The sequence below is a fragment of the Marinobacterium zhoushanense genome (genome assembly GCF_014641945.1).
In the GTDB taxonomy this organism is placed as follows: Bacteria; Pseudomonadota; Gammaproteobacteria; order Pseudomonadales; family Balneatricaceae; genus Marinobacterium_D; species Marinobacterium_D zhoushanense.
The window spans coordinates 289,679-308,371 of sequence record NZ_BMIJ01000004.1 but is presented as its reverse complement, the minus strand read 5'-3'; the positions used below and the strand labels follow the sequence as shown (position 1 = coordinate 308,371).

Below are 18,693 nucleotides of genomic sequence, written 5' to 3'. Positions count from 1 at the left end.
ACTTTAATCCCCATCAACATGTTTAACTACAGATTCTTTGTGTCGAAGTGATTGGCCGAGGGTAGTATTGATAATCGTCAGAATATGGCCGGGAAGTGCGGCTGAGGGCGAGGTGAAGTGTCGGGTAAATTGAGCCGGGAGTCAGCGTCGTTTCAGACAGGGTTGGCCAGTGTAACGCCGTTGCATAGCGCTTTCTATCGTCAGTACAACATTACGGTGGGGCTGCTGCGCATTGATCTTCTTCATCCGCAGATCAGCGGGAACAAGTGGTTCAAGCTGCTTCCTCTGCTGCAGCGGCTCGAATCAGGCGAGCGGCCTCGGGTTCTCAGCTTTGGGGGTGTCTGGTCCAATCACCTTCATGCCCTGGCTTATGTCGGTAACTCTTTTGGTATACGGACGTTGGGGATGGTGCGAGGTCATCCGGCTCAGGCTTCAACAGCGATGCTGGAGGACGCGCAGCGCTGGGGGATGCAGTTGGTGTATCTCAGTCGTGATGAATACCGCGACAGGGACGCCCCGGCTTTTTTGGCGACGTTGGCGCAAGAGTACCTCGGCTGGGAAGTATTGCCCGAAGGGGGGAGTAATGCTGATGCCGTGCAAGGTTGCAGGACCATTTGGCAGTCTGTCCAGGGCTCGGACTGGTCTGCTCCGGACTATTTCGTTTGTGCGATGGGTACAGGCGGCACGCTTGCCGGCGTGATCGCGGGAAAGCCTTCTCGGACTCAGGTTGTTGGTGTGCCGGTGTTGGCGTTGGGAGACGCGGGCGAGCATAGGGTGCGTGAGTTGTTGAGCCAGGCTCAGGTGTCGGATCCGCAGGGCTGGTGTCTGGATCATGCCGGCGCTTTCGGCGGTTATGCCAAGCTGACGCATGAGTTGGCGGCGTTCCTGTTAAGCTTTGAGTGTCGAATCGGCGTCCCGCTGGATCCGGTGTATACCTTGAAGATGATGGCGGCATTGAACCGCCGTGTTGTCAGGGGGCAGATTGCGCCGGGTAGCAGGGTGTTGTTGCTGCACTCGGGGGGCTTGCAGGGGCGCAGGGGTATGCTGTCACGTGTTGAAACCGGCGCGTCTGCCTTTGTTGGGCCGCAGCTCGTATAATGAAGCACTTAGCGGTGTCCCAACCTAAAGGCATAACTAAGGGTAGAGTATGGAGAATTTTCGCAACATCGGGTTAATCGGTCGTCTGGGTAGTAAGAAGGTGATCGATACCTTGAAATCGCTGATCCGTTATCTGGACGATCAGGGGTTGAACGTCATACTCGATCAGAAAATCGCTGAGGTGATGCCGGGTCATGGGCGCCAAGTCGCCAAGCAATCCCGAATGGGAGAAGCCTGCGATCTGGTCATTGTTGTCGGTGGCGATGGCAGCCTGCTCGGCGCCGCCCGCTCTCTGGCGCAGAGTCATGTGCCGGTGCTGGGCGTGAATAGAGGTAATCTGGGCTTTCTGACCGATATTGCGCCGGACGAGATAGAGGAGAAGGTTGGTGAGGTGCTTGCGGGTCGCTACTCTGTCGATACCCGCTTCCTGATCGATGTAACCGTCAAGCGCGAGGGGGAGCCGATCGCCGAGTCCACGGCGTTAAATGACTGTGTGCTGCACCCGGGTAAGGCTACCCGGATGATCGAGTTCGAACTCTATATCGAGGGGCAGTTCGTCTATACGCAGCGCTCGGACGGCCTGATCGTATCGACCCCAACCGGCTCCACGGCCTACGCACTGTCGGGTGGCGGGCCCATCATGCATCCGAAGTTGGATGCTTTGGTGCTGGTGCCGATGTTCCCCCATACCCTCTCCAGCCGTCCGATCGTTGTGGATGGTAACAGTGAGCTCAAGCTGGTGATCAGCGAGCGTAATGAAACCTATCCATCGATCTCCTGTGACGGGCAGATGAACATTGCGCTATCGCCGGGCGATACCGTGACAATCCACAAGAAGCCGCATAAATTAAAACTTCTGCACCCGCTCAATTATGACTTCTACCGCACATGCCGTGAGAAGTTGGGTTGGGGTACTAAGTTGGGTGAATAGGTGGGTCTTGTGAGCAACGGTTTTCAGGGGGTCGATCTGATCGGGGATGTGCACGGCTGTGCGATCAGCCTGTGCCTGCTGCTTGATCGGATGGGCTATCGCAGGATTGACGGGGTTTACCAACACCCGGTGCGTAAAGCGGTCTTTATCGGCGATATCGTCGACAGGGGGCCTCATATACGCGAAGCGCTGCATATCGTGCGGGGGATGGTTGAGGCCGGGCAGGCAGAGATCATCATGGGTAATCATGAGTACAACCTGCTCTGCTACCTGACACCGGGCAGCGGGGTCGATGGTTACCTGCGCGAGCATACACCACGCCATCAACGCATCATTCAGCAAACACTCGATCAGTTCAGCGGTCATCAGGCGGAGCTGGATGATTATCTGGAGTGGTTCATGCAACTGCCACTCTTTCTGGAGACCGAGCGGTTCCGGGCCGTGCACGCTTGTTGGCATCAGGGACTTATCGACAGGTTCAGGTCTGAGCAGGGTGGAAATCGCATAGACAGGGATTTTTTGCACCGTTCCGCTGTGCCTGAGAGCTTCGAGTGGGAGGTGATGGACAGGTTGCTGCGGGGTACCCACCTGCGCCTGCCCAACGATGAGGTTATCGTCAGCAAGGATGGTTTCAAGCGACGCTTCTTCCGTACCAAGTTCTGGGCTGAAGACCCCCAGCGTATGGGTGACGTAGTGTTTCAGCCCGACCCCTTGCCCGAACATATTGCGCGTTTGCCGTTAACCGATAGTCAGCATGCGGACCTGCTGTATTACGGGCCGGAACAGAAGTTGCTGTTCATGGGCCACTACTGGTGCGAGGGACTGCCGGTTCCGTTGACCGATAATATCGCCTGCCTTGATTACAGTGCGGTCAAATACGGCAAGCTGGTAGCGTATCGTCTGGACGATGAGAAAGTGCTGCGCAAGGACAAGTTTGTCTGGGTGGACGTGGCGCGAGAGGTGGGGCGCTTGGATACGGAGTTGGGCAGTTGATCCCCGTTCTGGACGTGCCGCTGGATGAGGATCTAGCGCCGTTTACTGCGTTGCTGTGGGAGCATGAGGTTCCGCATCGCGTGTTAGAGAAGGAGGGGCGGCAGATTCTGCTGGTTTCACAAACTGTAGACGCTGAGCAGGTCCGCACCCTGTATCGCTTCTGGCGTGACGGCGGGGATCTGGATGCAGTTGAGATCCGTACCAACCGAAAGCGGCGTGTCGTGCCATCGATGGCGACGCCGCTTAGAATTCGCATGACGTTGGCGCTGATTGGTCTGAGTTTTCTGTGTACGCTGTTGATCGGATTTGGCGGAAGTGAGCAGTGGATGGCGCTGCTGACGCTGACCGATTTCAGAATAGTAGGTGAGGGGATCCGCTACGACAGTCTGGAAGCGATGTTGGCTTCAGGGCAGTGGTGGCGGCTGATTACGCCGATCTTTCTTCATTTCAGTGTGCTGCATATCCTGTTTAATCTACTTTGGGTCTGGGTGGTCGGTCAGCGAATCGAGCTGCTGCAGGGCAGCTGGGCGCTGCTGGGCGTGGTGCTGTTCAGTGGTATCGCCTCCAATGTCGCGCAATACCTGATTTCCGGGCCCATGTTTGGCGGTATGTCCGGCGTGGTATTCGGGCTGCTGGGGTATACCTGGCTCTGGGATCGGCTGGAGTCGCGCTACCGCTTTAACCTGCCTCCGGCGCTGATGGGGCTGATGGTGCTTTGGTTGGCGTTGGGTTTCACCGGGGTGCTGGAGGGAGCGGGGCTGGGCGCGATCGCCAACACCGCTCACTTAGTCGGGCTGCTGGCAGGCTTGGCCTGGTGGCCGCTGGGAAGGTTGTTTGGGCCGCGCTGAACGATACCGCTCTGTGCTAACATTGTCGGTTCCGGACGCCAGTTGCAGGAGTTATGTTCGATGAACTTTGAAAAGATGATCGAGGCGATGACGCCCGATGTGTATAACGCGCTCAAGCGTGCCGTTGAACTGGGCAAATGGCCCAACGGCGAACGCCTTAGCCAGGAGCAGCGCGAGACCAGTCTGCGCGCCGTGATCGCCTATGAGCATAGGCGCGAGATGCCGGATGAGCAGCGTGTTGGCTATATCGATCGTACCCGTCCTGACGGCAAGCAGCACGGCTGCGATCCGCTGCAGGCCGAAACGCTGAAGATTCTGACGGAACAGTAATTGTCGATGGAGTTACTTGGTACCGGCGCGTTGCGCAAGATGGAAGTGGCCCTCGAAAGCCCCGTCCGCTATCGCTTGAGGCTGGATGATGACAGCCTGATCGATATGAACCGGCTGCTGGGGCAACCGATAGCACTGCACTATGAGGGGCAGATCAACTGTTTACACTGCGGTCGTAAAACCCGCAAAAGCTTCAACCAGGGGTATTGTTACCCCTGTTTCACGCGGTTGCCGCAATGCGACAGCTGTATCGTCAAACCGGAAACCTGCCATTTTCATGAGGGGACCTGTCGTGATCCGGCTTGGGGAGAGCGTAACTGCTTCGCCCCCCATATCGTGTATCTGGCAAACTCCTCCGGTCTCAAGGTGGGCATCACCCGGCGCACTCAGATTCCGACGCGATGGATCGACCAGGGAGCTATTGAGGCGCTGCCGATCCTGGAAGTGGATAACCGTCTCCACTCGGGTCTGCTGGAACAGATCTTCGCCGCTCATGTCAGTGACAAAACCAATTGGCGCGCCATGTTGAAAGGGGATGTCCCTCCGGTAGAGCTCGAAGCGGAGCGTGATCGCCTGTTGACGCTATGCGCAGGTGAAATTGAAACGCTGAAGAGCGAGTATGGTGCAGAGGCTATCCGCAATTTGTCGGATCAGCAGGCGGTCAGGATCGAATACCCGGTACTTGAATATCCGCAAAAGATCGCGACATTCAACTTCGATAAGAGTCCAGATGTGAGCGGTACATTGCTTGGTATCAAGGGGCAGTATCTGATATTGGATAGTGGAGTGATCAATATCCGCAAGTTTGGTGCCTATCGGGTCAGCATCAGCGCGTGAGTCAGGAGAGATAATGTCGCAACACAATCAGCAGCCGCAGCCAATCTACCTGAAAGACTACCAGGTACCCGCTTATCTGATAGAGCATACCGAGCTGCGTTTTGAGCTTGATGAGCAGGAAACCCTGGTCCGCGCGACCCTGCGGGTACGACGCAACCCCGCCTGCACGCGCAGTAAGGCAGCGCTGGAGCTGCATGGGCACGAGACGCTTGAGCTTTGTCGGCTAAGCATCAATGGTGAGATCCTGTCGGAGCGTGACTTTAGCCGTAATGAAGAGCTGCTTACGATTCCCTCGGTGCCGACGGAGTTTACCCTTGAGTGTCTGACCCGTATTCATCCTGAACTGAATACGGCGCTGGAGGGACTGTACAAATCGGACGGCATGTTCTGCACCCAGTGCGAAGCGGAGGGGTTCCGGCGCATCACCTTCTATCCTGACCGTCCCGACGTAATGTCCGTGTTTCGTACCAGGGTCGTGGCCGATCGCAGCCGATACCCGGTGCTGCTCTCCAACGGTAATCCGGTGGAGTCCGGCTATGAGGACGATGGCCGCCACTTCGTGACCTGGGAGGATCCCTTCCCTAAGCCAGCCTACCTGTTCGCGCTGGTCGCCGGTGATCTGGCTGTGCTCGAGGATAGCTACACCACCGCTTCTGGCCGGCCGGTGAAACTGCAGATCTATGCCGACAGCAAGGATCTGGACAAGCTGGACCACGCCATGCTGTCGCTGAAACGGGCGATGCAGTGGGATGAGCAGGTCTATGGTCGCGAGTACGATCTGGATATCTACATGATCGTCGCCGTCGACTTTTTCAACATGGGGGCCATGGAAAACAAGGGGCTTAACATCTTCAATACCAGCTGTGTGCTGGCCAGTCCCCAGACCACCACCGACGCCGCATTCCAGCGTGTAGAAGGGGTGGTTGCGCACGAGTATTTCCACAACTGGTCGGGCAACCGTGTCACTTGCCGCGACTGGTTCCAGCTCAGTCTGAAGGAGGGCTTTACCGTTTTCCGTGATGCTGAGTTCTCGGCCGACATGAACTCTCGCACCGTCAAGCGCATCGAAGATGTGTCCCTGTTGCGTACCGCGCAGTTTGCGGAAGATGCCGGTCCCATGGCGCATCCGGTGCGGCCTGAATCCTTTATTGAGATCTCCAACTTCTACACCCTGACGGTATACGAGAAGGGCGCGGAGGTTGTGCGCATGCTGCACACTCTGCTCGGGCCCGAGCAGTTCCGTCGGGGTACCGACCTTTATTTCGAGCGGCATGACGGCCAGGCGGTCACCACCGACGAGTTCGTCCAGGCGATGGCCGATGTTTCCGGACGAGATCTCACCCAGTTCAAACGCTGGTACAGCCAGGCAGGTACGCCGCGAATCCAGGTCAGCGATAGCTGGGATGACGTCGCCGGTTGCTACCGGTTGACGTTTCGGCAAAGCTGCCCCGCAACGCCGGGGCAGGATGAGAAGCTGCCATTCCATATGCCGATCGCCTACGGTCTGCTTGCAGCCGACGGCCGAGAGCTTGCGGCCGGCGTGCTGGAGTTGACCGATGCGGAGCAGAGTTTCAGCTTCGATGACCTGTCCGAGCGTCCGGTACCCTCGTTGTTACGTGGGTTCTCTGCACCGGTCAAACTCAGTTTCAGTTACAGTGACGAGCAATTACTGCATCTGCTACGGCATGACTGTGATGGCTTCAATCGTTGGGATGCCGGTCAGCGTATCGCTGTAGCGCTGATGCAATCGCTGATGGTGGACTACCGTAGCGGACGTGAGCTGCGCTTGCCCGAATCGCTGGTCGATACCTGGCGTAGCCTGCTCACTGATGCCAGCCTGGACCCAGCCATGGTCGCTCACCTGCTGCGGTTGCCCAGCGAAGCCTACCTGTCAGAGTTGGCCGATGTGATCGACGTCGAGGCGATCCACGAGGTACGCGAGTTCCTGCTCAAAGCGCTGGCGCAGGCGTTGCTCCCCGAGTGGAGCGCGGTGTACAACCGTAGCAGCAGTGAAGAGCCCTATGCGCCGGATGCGGCCGCTTGCGCGCGCCGAAGCCTGAAAAACCTGAGCCTGGGTTACCTGCTGGCTACCGGGGAGGAGGTTTGGCTCACCCTGGCCGAGGAGCAGTTCAACAACGCCGACAACATGACCGATCAACAGGCGGCGCTGGCGCTGGTGGTGCACTCCGGATTCCGTCAGGCGGGTGAACGCCTGCTGGCCGAATTCCAGGCTCAGTGGCAGCATGAGGCGCTGGTGATGAACCAGTGGTTCTCGATCCAGGCCAGCGATCCATGGCCGGGCGCTCTGGGGCGCGTTCAACGCTTGCAGGAGCACCCGCTGTTCGATGCACGCAACCCCAACAAGTTGCGCTCGGTGGTTGCCGCGTTCTGCGGCCAGAATGCAGTGAGCTTCCATGCTGCCGATGGTAGTGGCTATGCCTATCTGGCGGATTGGATTATCCAGCTTAACAAGCAGAATCCGCAGATCGCTTCCAGACTGTTGACGCCATTGACGCGCTGGAAACGCTACCCTGAAGAGGTTCAGCTGCTGATGAAAGCGCAGCTTGCTCGGATACTCGACAGTGGCGAGCTGTCCAGGGATGTGTATGAGGTGGTCAGCAAGAGCCTGGTTTAGTCGGCTTGCGCTACGCTCTAGATATGTCTGATGCAAACGAAAACAACACAATTGTCAGGACGATATAGGATGGACAGAAAATTAAGCTCGGCTGATAAGTTCGATCTGCAGCAGAACTACCGACGTTTCTTGAAGTATCAGGAGCAGTTCACGCTGGCTAACGATGCATACAAAGATGCACGTGCCAGCCGGGTGTGGATTGGCGGTCTGGTGATGCTGCTGTTTGCACTGGCATCCGACTTTTTTCTCGGTGCCTCGGCAGCACTGTTCGGTCTGTATTTCTATCGCATAGTGCTGGCTTGGTTCCATAGCTCCCAAGCGGAAGAGGGGCGTGAACAGATGGAGCGCTGGTTCGCGGGCAAGGGCCTCAAGTTTCAGGGGAGAGTGCTCTATTTTCGTGATGACGAGATGCTGGCGCGCCCGATTGATCCGTTCGATGACGCCCTTTACGGCTGACGCCAAGGGTTAAGCGATGAAGCGCGAGTTTCGACGTCTCAGCCGGCGTACCCAGCAGCTGCTGGCGGCGCCGGAGGGGGTTAACGTCGACTTCAAGCGCGAGGTGCAGGCTGTTCGCAGTGCCGACCTGGTTGCATTTGCCAACGCTCCCCTCGGTGGTACCCTGCTCATCGGCATCGATGAGTACACCAGTCCCGATGGGGTACAGCGTGGTCGGGTGGTCGGTTGTGATGTCGATGACCGCGCCCGCCTGCTGCTGGTCAATAAAGCTACCGAGTGCATTCCCAATATCGAACTGAAGATCTATACCGAAAACCTCTCCAAATCCCACCCTATTCTCCGGATCGAGATCCCCAGCGGACACCTCAAACCCTACTGTACCCATGGTGGCGAATATCGTATCCGTACCGATGGTCGAAACCGGGCACTGCTGCCCGAGGAGCTGTTGGCGATCTATATGGACCGGGAGGGTGAGCAGTTCCTGTCCCGTTTTCGAGATGCGGTTTTTCAGCTGGAACATCAGGTTGAGGGGGTTAACTACTCCTTGAGCAAGGGGATACTGGCGGTTAGCCAGCACCTTGAGGATCTGGATGACCAGTTGCGCCATACGTTGCACCGCATCGAACAGTTGACCGACAGCAACAAGAAACGCTCGCGTAATCTGTTGCAGGCGTTGCGGGAGAGTCAGCGCAGTATCGTGCAACTGGAGGAGGTGGTGACGCCGCGCGTCGACAGTCTCAGCAGCAGCCTGCTCGAAGATATCGAGCACAAGCTTGGCATGTTGCTGGATCTGATCGATACCGAGTCCGACCTGCCCGACAGCATCCAGAATGGGGAGGGCCATCGGCAGTGAGCGATATCGGTAAGCGACGTTACTGGGTCTTCGATCTGGACGGCACACTGACCCGGCCGGTTCATGATTTTGCCCGTATCCGTACCGAACTGGGTCTGGCACCGAACAGCGATATTCTGGCTTCGCTGGCGGCGCTGCCCTCGCCCCAACGGGAGCGACAAATGGCACTGCTGGATGAGCTTGAGCTGTTTTACGCAGAGCAGACGGAACCTGCCTCTGGCGTAGTGGAGCTGCTCGACCTGTTGTATCTACGCGATTGTCGCCTCGGCATCCTGACCCGAAACTCCCAAACCGTTGCTCTGCGGGCGCTGACGGCGATTGGCGCAGACTGCTATTTCGATGTTCAAGATGTTCTAGGCCGTGATGAGGTGCGACCCAAACCTGACCCCCAGGGGATCGAGTTGCTGCTTGCGCGTTGGTGTACGACGCCGGATAACGCGGTTATGGTCGGTGATTTTCGTTATGACCTGGAAGCGGGAAAGACTTGCGGTACTGCTACCATCCATATCGACCATGGCGTGCATACGCCCTGGCCGGAACTTACGGATCTTCGTATCACCTCTTTATCTCAACTGCTTGAGATCCTCTGAATAGCGACTAGCTTTATTGATCTGGGCCAGTTGCTTGGTGTCAGACTTGGCTATAGTGAAGTTGAGTATTCGTTCACGCGGAGGTTTCCAAGATGACGATCATGAAAGAGCTGCATCAAGAGCATCGTAATCTAAAGCGCTTGCTTGAGATGCTCGAACGCAAGGTCGAGCGGTTCAGGGCAGGTACCCACCCCAATTTCCAGCTGATGTCTGATGTGGTCAGCTACGTCGGCGGCTATGCCGATACCCAGCATCATCCGCGGGAAGATCGCATGCTTGCGTATTTTCAGGGTCGTGACACCGAGCTCGATAACATGATGAAGGCGTGTGAGGATGAGCATGCGGAGCTGAAGCAGCTTTCAACCCATCTCAACGACTCGATTGACGGTGTGCTGCACGATGCCGCAGTGGTGCCGCTGGACTCTCTGATCGATGCTCTCGCGGAGTTCGTTCAGCGTGAAAGTGAACACCTGGACTTCGAGGAGAGCAAGCTGTTCCCGAAAATAGAGGCGATAGCGGGTGACAAGGACTGGACAACCCTGGAACAGGAGCTCCCTTCACCAACCGATCCTCTGTTTGGACTCAAGCAGTCCGACGAGTATCGCGACCTTTACCAGGCCCTGGTCGATGATGAACGGGTCGGCTGACCCGTCATCAGACTACCCCGGATTCAGAGTTGTTGGCGCTCCGTCAGGTAGCGTTCGACGGTGTCGACTATCGCCTGTGTTTGCGGATCGATCTCCACGTTGATGTCGGTGCCCTCGGTCAGCGCTCCAAACGTTGTCATCCGTAGGGTTTCGGGAATCAGGTACACGCAGAAACGGTCGGGCTCTACCTGTGCCAATGTCAGGCTGCAGCCGTTGAGGCCGACAAATCCTTTGGGAAGCAGGTAACGAGCGATGGGCGCTGGCCGCTCGAACCAGATGACACAGTTGTCTTCGCTCCTCTCGATCGTGAGGATCTTCACAGTCTGAAAGATGTGCCCGGACATGGTGTGACCGCCTATCTCGTCGCCGACACGGGCGGCGCGTTCGAAATTGACGTGGTCACCGACATTGAGGACACCGAGATTGGTGGTGCTCAGTGTGGCGGCGATCAGGTCGAAACTGATCTGGTTGGCGTTGAATTGCGTAACCGTCAGACATGTACCGTTCAGGGCGATGCTGGCGCCTGTCTGCAGGTTGTCGCAGCAGGCTTCGGGGAATGCGAGCGTGAGCCGCATGAACTCGTGATGGCGTTCTATGGCGACAACCCGGGCGCGGCCCTGAACAATTCCGGTAAACATAGTGTGCTAATCTCCTGATAGATAGATGCAATATACCGGAACCAGGCGAGGGAGAATAATCGTGAGAGTCCTGATCACAGGCGGGACCGGTTTTATCGGACGCCAACTCGTTAAGGCATTGCTGGCGCGCGGCGACAGGGTTGCTGTGTTGAGCAGACGGCCCGAATCAGCGCAACTCGATGCCCGTGTCGAACTTTACTCCGAGTTAGCCCAGATCCAGGGCCATATCGACGCCGTGGTCAATCTGGCCGGGGCTCCCATCGCCGATAGGCGTTGGAGCGATAAGCGCAAGAGGCTGCTGCTGGAGAGCCGTGTCCAGCTGACGTCGCAACTGGTGGATTGGATTGGTCGTGCGGTGCAGCCGCCGGCGGTGCTGGTCAGTGGCTCTGCTATCGGCTACTACGGCAGTCAGGGTGATCGCGAGCTGGACGAAGAGGGGGCAACCAAAGGCGGTTTCGCGCACGATCTGTGCGCGTCCTGGGAGGAACAGGCGTACAAGGCCTCGGACCACGGTGTCCGCGTCTGCTGTATTCGAACCGGTATGGTTCTGGGGCCGGGTGGTGGTGCGCTGGCAAAGATGCTGCCTCCGTTCAAGCTGGGGTTGGGTGGTCCTATAGGGACGGGGCGCCAATGGATCTCGTGGATCCATCGGGACGATGAGGTGGCGGCAATCCTGCATCTGCTCGACCACGAGACGTTAACCGGTGCGTTCAACCTGACGTCGCCGCATCCGGTGACCAATGAGGAGTTCAGTCGCTTGCTGGCCAAGGTGCTGCATCGTCCGGCCTTTTTCCGTGTTCCCGCCGTGGTGCTGGAGTTGATGATGGGAGAGGCGAGTGAGCTGGTGTTGAAAGGGCAGCGGGTGGTTCCCAAACGGCTGCTGGAAAGTGGGTTTCGGTTCAAGTATACCGGTTTGGAAGCGGCCCTTACTCAGGTTCTGAAGGCTTCTGGCTAGGATCCGCTTTCTCCGACTGGCGCGGGGAGCGTTCTCGCGCTTCAAGGGCTTCCAGTCGCTCCAGCGTGGTTACCGCGCGGGCCAGGTGATGTTCAATTCTATCCAGCCGGGCCTCGAGCTGGCCGATTCGCTGAATGTTGCGATCCTCTTTCTCAACCATCTCCTTCTCGTCCCGTTCGATGAAGAAAACCGAAAAACTGGCTGTAAGCATCGAGAACAGGGCGATTCCGGCAAGAATCAGCAACATGCCGAAGAGACGCCCTTCGGTCGTTGAGGGCACCAAATCGCCGTAACCCACGGTGGTCATCGTTACCCATGCCCACCATATACCGTCGAGAGGGCCCTTGAACGCCGGGTCGATACCGGAGATCAGGAAACCGGAGATCACCAGAAACAGAAATGCGATCGCCATCGTTTTGCCAAGATGGTGGCGTGACAGTATCTGGCGCAGATCCTGCGAGACTTTCAGCAGAATGCCGAGCATGATCAACAAACGCAGGCTTCTCAGTACCCCTGAGTAGAACAGATCGACGCCAAAAAGCACCGGTATGCCGGTGAGGATAATTATCGGATTGAGCCAGTTTTGTCGTAGGTAGCGCCAGCGATCGTCGACCAGGGCCAGCATGATACTGAGCTCGGCGCTGAAACAGGTCCAGATGAACCAGTCGGTAAACTGAGTAAAGAAGGGGTCGCTGAGGCCTTTGGCCTTTAGGTACCAGTCCAGAATGATCCAGATCGCCAGCAACAGCATCGGCCACTCAAGGCGCTTGCCCCAGAGGATTGCGCGTGGATTTTCCTCATCGTCGACACCGCCGAGGCCGATACGGATCATCAGCTCATTATGGCGGCGGTAGCGGTTTGTCACGCATTATCTCCATTTCTCGGGTTCAGGAGGCTTGCAGATAGCTTTCCTGCTGGATGTCGCTTGCCATGCTGCTCTGGCGGCGCCGGCGTAGCGTATCGATGGTTTTCAGTAGCAGATCGCCCTGCCAGAGCTCGGCGTTATCGTGCAGCTGCTGCTCTAGGTCCAATACCAGGTAGTCCAGCGTCTGGTTGCGTGCGGCATCGCAGATCGCTTCGAGACTGTCGATACTGCGTTCTGGCCAGAAGTTCTGCGCCCACTCGGTCAGGCGCGCTTTTGCCAGCAGGGCACTGTTTTGCTGGCAGGCGATGGCCAGGGCCTGGAAGGTGTTGCGTTCGGCACGCTCGTTGGCCAGCAATAGCTTACGCTGGCGTCTGATCTCCTCCTCCAGCTGCTCGGCACTGTTATCAGCCCGGAACTTGCGCAGCTTTGACCAGGTGTAAAGCCAGCCCAGCGAGCTGGTGAGGCTGAGCAGCGTCAGTAGCCCGACCAGCATAAGGTATTGGTTTGTATTGAGCGGCAGCTGGCCATCCACGGGCGAATACGAAGCCGCTTGGGCCGTGCCGATCAATCCCTCCATCAGCGCTGGCTGGCTGACATGGAATTGACGGGCGGGCAGCGCCGCATGCCGGCCTCTGTCCAGGCCAACATCCCACCAGTGCAGGTCGATCGCTGGCAGAATGAAGTCACCGGCGCCCAGCGGCTCGATCACGACGGTTTCGCGCCTTGTGCTGACCAGGCCGAACTGGGAGGATGATTCGGTCAGGCTCACGTCCTGGAGTTCGACATATACGTCGTCGTTCTGCAGCGGCATCAGTTGCGGCAGCTTGTCGGCGGGAATCCCGGTGACAGTCAGTGTCAACTCCCGGGTAAATCTGTCGCCGGGTCTTAGATTCTGCGGCGGCGTCCAGCTCTCCTCCAACGATAGCCGCTCGGCCGGAAGCCAGATACCCAGGGTGCTTTTATGTGCCGGTTCCAGAATCTCGACCTCCAGAGTCTCACCCTGTAGTTCAATCAGATCCTGTTCCGGCGTACCGGAGAGCTCAAGTCGGGGACCATCGATGATCAACGGTCCGGCCTGATCGGGAAAGATCGCATACTGTTGCTCGGTGACCAGGTAGGGCTCGCCCCTGTATTCGCCTTCGTAGCGGCGCCGCTCGCCCAATTCTCGAATATCGCTGTTACCGGCGTGTGGTGGATAAAAGCGAATTTTGTCGGGTAGTGGATTGCGGTGATAAAGCCTGGCGGTATAGAGCAGTTGACCATCGACATAGACCTCCCGGCTGTCGACGCGGCTGTCGAAGAAGGCTACGGCTCCGGGCTGACCACCCAGCACCGGACTCACGTCGCTGACCTCCACTCGAAGGGTGTTAGTGGGTTGTCCGGCCACTATCAGGCTGGGTATGTCGATGGTGCCGGCGGTTCGCGGGCGGAGTGTGAGCTGCCAGCGCGTGCGAACCGCTCGGCCACTGCTGCTGTGGGTTGAGATCAGCGTGCGTTTGCTTCCCAGGATACGAAAATTCTGGTGTAGCGGGGCAAAATCCGGCCGGTCTTCGGTCCGTGAGTCAATTTCAAGTGTGAGCGTGAGGTTGTCGAGAGCGGTGATGTTAGTCCGGTCCAGCGTCGCCTGCGCCTCCGCATGAGCGGTTGTTGCAGTTACCAGCAGTAACAACGCAGCTAGAGTTCGTCGCATTCAGTAATCCGGACCGTATAGACTTCATCATAGACGATGATCCAACTCATTATCAGCTAAGGTAAAATTCATCGCAACCGCGTAGAGAAAAGGAATTTTTCTGCAGACGAGGGGCGAAGGTGGCGACAGGGTGAAACAACGAAATGAATGAGCTGATTGTGGATCTGAATATCAGCGCGGATGAGTACCTGCGGCTTTATCGTGGCGAGGTGGAAAGTGTTGTGGCACGCACGCTGGATGGCAGGACGGTGCGCTTCCCCGCTAATGCCTTGCGGGGATTTGTTACCCGGAATGGCATCCGTGGGCGTTACCGTATCCGCTACGGAGCCGATGGCCGGCTGATCGATATCCAACGACTCTAAACTCTTTATGCATCAAGGTGCTATTGCCGCTAGGGATCGTTATAATGCGCAATCACATTTTCAGCGCCTGAAGAGGAAACATGCTGTACGACCTTGCTCGCACGCTAATGTTCAGACTCGACCCCGAGGTCGCGCATAATGTCGCGCTTGCCAGCCTGTCCATGGGTGCCTCGTTGGGACTTGATCGGATGATCAAATCTCATGATCTGTCGATGCCGGTCGAGGTGATGGGGATACGCTTCCCTAATCCGGTTGGCTTGGCGGCGGGTCTGGACAAAAACGGTTCAGCGGTCGACGGCCTTGCGGCGCTGGGGTTCGGTTTTATCGAGGTGGGTACGGTGACTCCCCGGCCTCAACCCGGTAATCCGACACCGCGTCTGTTCCGTATCCCGGAGCATCGCGCCATCATCAACCGCATGGGCTTTAATAATGATGGCGTCGATCAGTTGCTGGTCAATTTGGAGCGTAGTCGCTACAAGGGTGTGCTCGGTATCAATATCGGCAAGAACAAGGACACTCCCAACAGCAAGGCCAACGACGACTATCTGCTCTGTCTACGCAAGGTGTATGACCGCGCCAGCTACGTCACCGTGAATGTTTCCTCGCCCAATACCCCGGGACTGCGTACGCTGCAGTTTGGCGAGTCATTGAACAGTCTGCTCGATGCGCTGAAAACGGAGCAGGCACGTTTAGCCCGTATCTACGGTCGCTACGTACCGATTGCGGTCAAGATTGCGCCGGATATGGACGCGCAGGAACTGGCGCTGGTCGCCGGATCACTGAAGAACTACGAGATGGACGGTGTGATTGCCACCAACACAACGCTGTCACGCGAGGGGATTGAGGACTCGCCCCTGTCGCAGGAGGCGGGCGGTCTTAGTGGTGAACCGGTGCGTAGTCGCGCCAATGTGGCGATCCGTACCCTGGCGGCCGAGTTAGGTGGTGCACTGCCGATCATCGGTGTCGGCGGAATCTGTGAAGGGTTCGATGCGGCTGAGAAGCTGGAGGCGGGCGCGAGCCTGGTGCAGATCTACACCGGTTTCATCTACCGTGGGCCGAGGCTGATCAGAGAAGCGCTTGAGGAGATTTCGATGCTGCACAGCGCCAAGCGCTGAGCAGCATCGGGGCTAAAACTTGCCGGGTAATGCTGGCGGGTGAATAGCCCCCGTAGGAAGATATAGATCAATAGGTTAATGTAATGACGGATTAGCCTGAATTGCAGAAACGCCGGACATTCCACTCCAGTGTGCCTCTCGTCCTTCACGCCAACCGCTCATCCAGTGACTTCTCAGTTCCATTGCCTGGACAGGGCATTCACTCTGGGACTTGCCACAGAGACCGGCCTGGAATCCACGGTTGAACAGAGTTGAGGTACGATCTCGTTTCTGTTTTTTCATAAGTGCGCCTCGCATTGTTCTATTCTTCGAAAAAACGCCGTGACTCTTTTCGCGGCGCCTGACGCCTTGAAAGGATCATTTCGATCGATTCAGTCTCCATTCATATCGAATTTTGGTTTCGGGGCGTAATTTAAAAAAACTATATAACTTTGGATGGTGATAGTAATTTGCACGACGCTACTGCAAAAAAACTAGCTATTTCATAAGCTTGTAATTCTATTGCAACAGAAAAAGGGGCCGTGAAAATTTTTCACCTCCGGCCTGGGAACATCTTGAGCTGAATCAATGTCGAGCGGGAGCCAAATAACTGCCATGAAATTTTTCGTTACCTGTCCGAAGGGAATAGAGCAGCTCCTGGAGCAGGAGCTTCAGTCGCTCGGAGCTGGCAGTACCAAGCAGACCGTGGCTGGGGTCTATTTCGACGGTGATCTGGAACTTGCCTATACGGTCTGCCTGTGGTCTCGACTGGCCAACCGGGTATTGCTGCAGATCGCAGAAGGCGAGGCCGCATCGGCTGAACAGCTGTATCAGCTGGTGCAGAGTGTCGACTGGTTGGAACATCTGCGCTCGACTGGTACGTTCTGTGTTGATTTCAGCGGCAAGAGCGAGGCGATCAATAACACCCATTTCGGTGCCTTGAAGGTTAAGGACGCAATTGTCGATCAGATCCGCGATGCCACAGGGAAGCGCCCGACGGTCGAGCGCGTCCAGCCCGACCTGCGGGTGAATGCCCATCTGGCAAAGGGGCAGGTAAGCCTGGCTGTGGATCTTTCCGGTGAGAGCCTGCATCGTCGCGGCTATCGTCGCCAGGCTGGGGCGGCGCCGATGAAGGAGAACCTGGCCGCCGCAGTGTTGATGCGATCCGGCTGGCCGGAGGCGCAGGAGCAGCTGACCCTGGTGCTCGATCCTATGTGCGGTTCGGGCACCCTGCTGATCGAAGCGGCGTTGATGGCGGCGGATATTGCCCCCGGGCTGTTTCGGCGTCAATTCGGTTTCTCTTACTGGTTGGGTCACCAGGCGTCGTTGTGGCAGAAGCAGGTCGATGACGCGGAGCAACGCCGTGCACGGGGGCTGGAGCGCTGTGATGTGCGATTTATAGGCTACGATGCCGATGCGCAGGTACTGGCCCGTGCCAGCCAGAATGCGCGCCAGGCTGGGGTCGAACATCTGTTGACCCTGCAGCACGGAGAACTTGCAAGGCTGAAGCGACCGGATGCACCCGGCGCGGGTCTCGTGGTTACCAATCCGCCCTACGGTGAGCGATTGGGCGAAGAGTCCGAGCTGATGTTTCTCTACCAGCTGTTCGGCCAGCTGTTACGCAAACACTTCGCGGGTTGGCGGGTAGCGGTGTTTACCGGCAATCCCGATTTGTGCAAGGTGATGAAGCTGCGCGCGGACAAACAGTACCGGATGTTCAACGGCGCGATCCCCAGTCAGTTGCTGCTGTTTCAGGTGCATGAAAAAGAGCAGGCTGAGGGAGGTGCTGCTGAACAGCCGCTCTCGTCGCAGGCGCAGATGTTCGACAACCGGTTGCGTAAAAACCTGAAGCAGCTTATGCGCTGGCGCAAGCGCGAGGGCATCAGCTGTTTTCGCGTCTACGATGCCGATATTCCCGAGTACGCGGTGGCCGTGGATTACTACGATCCATTGGTCATGATCCAGGAGTATGCACCGCCGGCCAGTGTCGATCGGGTCAAGGCGTTCGACCGGGTGCAGGAGGTGGTGCGGGTGGTGCAGCAGGTATTCGAGCTGACCCCGGAGCAGGTGGTGCTCAAGCAGCGCAAGCGCCAGCAGGGTAGCGACCAGTACACAAGGCACAACGAAACCGGCCACTTTTATACGGTGGTTGAGCATGGCGTGCAGCTCAGGGTTAACCTGCACGACTATCTGGACTCCGGGCTGTTTCTCGATCACCGCCCGGTACGACGGATGATTCAGCAGCTTGCCGCCGGCAAGGAGGTGCTTAACCTTTTTTGTTACACCGCATCGGCCACCTGTCATGCTGTCGTGGGTGGTGCACGCAACTCCACCAGCGTGGATATGTCCGCGACCTATCTGGAGTGGGCGCGGCGTAATCTGGATCTCAACGGCGCTGATCCGTCGAAGCATCTGCTGGTGCAGGAGGACTGTTTCAAGTGGTTGGCCAAGCCTCACCGCCAGCGCTACGATTTGATCTTCATGGACCCACCCACCTTCTCCAACTCCAAAAGGATGCGCGAAGTGCTGGATGTGCAGCGCGACCACGTGCGTTTGATCAGCGATGCGATGCAGCTGCTGCGTCCCGACGGATTGCTGATCTTCTCCAACAACTACCGCCGCTTCAGCCTCGACTACGAAGCGCTGTCCGCGTTTGATATTCGCGATATAACGGCTAAAACGCTGGATCCCGACTTCAAACGCAATGCCCGTATTCATACGGTCTTTGAGATCCGCCACCGCTCTTGAACCTGATTTAATGCTTCGGGCGCACCAATTTGCGGCATAGAAATTGCTTAATTTGGTGCGCCGATCTTTTGGAGTGTCCCTCTATAGTGCGTTTTTACTGTTTTTTGGACGTTTTATGATCAA

General features: G+C 57.3%; 19 protein-coding genes. 15 read left to right on the top strand and 4 right to left on the bottom strand.

What is annotated here, in order from left to right:
* Positions 1-117 precede the first annotated feature (117 nt).
* From IEX40_RS11120 to IEX40_RS11070, 11 genes are all read left to right on the top strand, one after another.
* Positions 118-1,098 carry a 1-aminocyclopropane-1-carboxylate deaminase/D-cysteine desulfhydrase gene (locus IEX40_RS11120; RefSeq protein ID WP_188748202.1) on the top strand — a complete coding sequence of 327 codons (981 nt, stop codon included), beginning with the start codon at positions 118-120 and terminating at the stop codon, positions 1,096-1,098.
* Between the two features lie 49 nt (positions 1,099-1,147).
* The gene (locus IEX40_RS11115; RefSeq protein WP_188748200.1) at positions 1,148-2,029 is read left to right on the top strand and encodes an NAD(+) kinase; all 882 of its coding nucleotides are present in this window, start codon (positions 1,148-1,150) and stop codon (positions 2,027-2,029) included.
* A 9-nt stretch (positions 2,030-2,038) separates the two neighbouring features.
* Positions 2,039-3,022, top strand: coding sequence for a metallophosphoesterase (locus IEX40_RS11110; protein WP_188748198.1), 984 nt, complete (start codon positions 2,039-2,041; stop codon positions 3,020-3,022).
* Positions 3,019-3,870, top strand: coding sequence for a rhomboid family intramembrane serine protease (locus IEX40_RS11105; protein ID WP_188748196.1), 852 nt, complete (start codon positions 3,019-3,021; stop codon positions 3,868-3,870). Before IEX40_RS11110 ends, IEX40_RS11105 begins: the two co-directional genes overlap by 4 nt.
* A gap of 60 nt (positions 3,871-3,930) precedes the next feature.
* Positions 3,931-4,200, top strand: coding sequence for a YeaC family protein (locus IEX40_RS11100; RefSeq protein WP_188748194.1), 270 nt, complete (start codon positions 3,931-3,933; stop codon positions 4,198-4,200).
* Positions 4,201-4,206: 6 nt separating this feature from the next.
* Entirely contained in the window at positions 4,207-5,037 is an 831-nt protein-coding gene (locus tag IEX40_RS11095) for a DUF2797 domain-containing protein (RefSeq protein ID WP_188748664.1), read from the top strand.
* 13 nt (positions 5,038-5,050) lie between these two features.
* Positions 5,051-7,672: an aminopeptidase N gene (gene pepN / locus IEX40_RS11090; RefSeq protein ID WP_188748192.1), complete on the top strand. Its 2,622-nt coding sequence runs from the start codon at positions 5,051-5,053 to the stop codon at positions 7,670-7,672.
* Between the two features lie 69 nt (positions 7,673-7,741).
* Positions 7,742-8,128: a hypothetical protein gene (locus tag IEX40_RS11085; protein ID WP_188748191.1), complete on the top strand. Its 387-nt coding sequence runs from the start codon at positions 7,742-7,744 to the stop codon at positions 8,126-8,128.
* 16 nt (positions 8,129-8,144) lie between these two features.
* On the top strand, positions 8,145-8,981 hold the full coding sequence (locus IEX40_RS11080) for an AlbA family DNA-binding domain-containing protein (RefSeq protein WP_188748190.1): 837 nt from the start codon (positions 8,145-8,147) through the stop codon (positions 8,979-8,981).
* A complete protein-coding gene (locus IEX40_RS11075; RefSeq protein WP_188748189.1) occupies positions 8,978-9,571 on the top strand; it encodes an HAD family hydrolase in 594 nt (197 codons plus the stop codon). The genes IEX40_RS11080 and IEX40_RS11075 overlap by 4 nt, the downstream gene beginning before the upstream one ends.
* 92 nt (positions 9,572-9,663) lie before the next feature.
* Positions 9,664-10,218 (top strand): hemerythrin domain-containing protein, encoded by a 555-nt coding sequence (locus IEX40_RS11070; RefSeq protein WP_188748188.1) that lies wholly within the window; start codon positions 9,664-9,666, stop codon positions 10,216-10,218.
* A 23-nt stretch (positions 10,219-10,241) separates the two neighbouring features.
* Here IEX40_RS11070 and IEX40_RS11065 read toward each other — a convergent pair whose 3' ends face one another.
* The gene (locus tag IEX40_RS11065) at positions 10,242-10,856 is read right to left on the bottom strand and encodes a riboflavin synthase subunit alpha (RefSeq protein WP_188748187.1); all 615 of its coding nucleotides are present in this window, start codon (positions 10,854-10,856) and stop codon (positions 10,242-10,244) included.
* A 61-nt stretch (positions 10,857-10,917) separates the two neighbouring features.
* Between IEX40_RS11065 and IEX40_RS11060 the strand changes: the two genes are divergently transcribed.
* Entirely contained in the window at positions 10,918-11,811 is an 894-nt protein-coding gene (locus tag IEX40_RS11060; RefSeq protein ID WP_188748186.1) for a TIGR01777 family oxidoreductase, read from the top strand.
* On the opposite strand, the gene IEX40_RS11055 is transcribed toward IEX40_RS11060, so the two are convergent.
* Both IEX40_RS11055 and IEX40_RS11050 read right to left on the bottom strand, forming a co-directional pair.
* Positions 11,783-12,676 carry a potassium channel family protein gene (locus IEX40_RS11055; protein ID WP_229680712.1) on the bottom strand — a complete coding sequence of 298 codons (894 nt, stop codon included), beginning with the start codon at positions 12,674-12,676 and terminating at the stop codon, positions 11,783-11,785. The two genes, IEX40_RS11060 and IEX40_RS11055, sit on opposite strands and share 29 nt — an antisense overlap.
* Before the next feature lie 22 nt (positions 12,677-12,698).
* Positions 12,699-14,366, bottom strand: coding sequence for a BatD family protein (locus IEX40_RS11050; RefSeq protein ID WP_188748185.1), 1,668 nt, complete (start codon positions 14,364-14,366; stop codon positions 12,699-12,701).
* 143 nt (positions 14,367-14,509) lie between these two features.
* Between IEX40_RS11050 and IEX40_RS11045 the strand changes: the two genes are divergently transcribed.
* Positions 14,510-14,728: a DUF2835 domain-containing protein gene (locus tag IEX40_RS11045; RefSeq protein ID WP_188748183.1), complete on the top strand. Its 219-nt coding sequence runs from the start codon at positions 14,510-14,512 to the stop codon at positions 14,726-14,728.
* Positions 14,729-14,808: 80 nt separating this feature from the next.
* Entirely contained in the window at positions 14,809-15,843 is a 1,035-nt protein-coding gene (locus IEX40_RS11040; protein ID WP_188748181.1) for a quinone-dependent dihydroorotate dehydrogenase, read from the top strand.
* 75 nt (positions 15,844-15,918) lie between these two features.
* On the opposite strand, the gene rmf is transcribed toward IEX40_RS11040, so the two are convergent.
* Positions 15,919-16,125, bottom strand: a complete 207-nt coding sequence (gene rmf / locus IEX40_RS11035) for a ribosome modulation factor (protein ID WP_188748179.1) — start codon at positions 16,123-16,125, stop codon at positions 15,919-15,921.
* Between the two features lie 312 nt (positions 16,126-16,437).
* Between rmf and rlmKL the strand changes: the two genes are divergently transcribed.
* Positions 16,438-18,570, top strand: coding sequence for a bifunctional 23S rRNA (guanine(2069)-N(7))-methyltransferase RlmK/23S rRNA (guanine(2445)-N(2))-methyltransferase RlmL (gene rlmKL, locus IEX40_RS11030; protein ID WP_188748177.1), 2,133 nt, complete (start codon positions 16,438-16,440; stop codon positions 18,568-18,570).
* Positions 18,571-18,693: the final 123 nt, after the last annotated feature.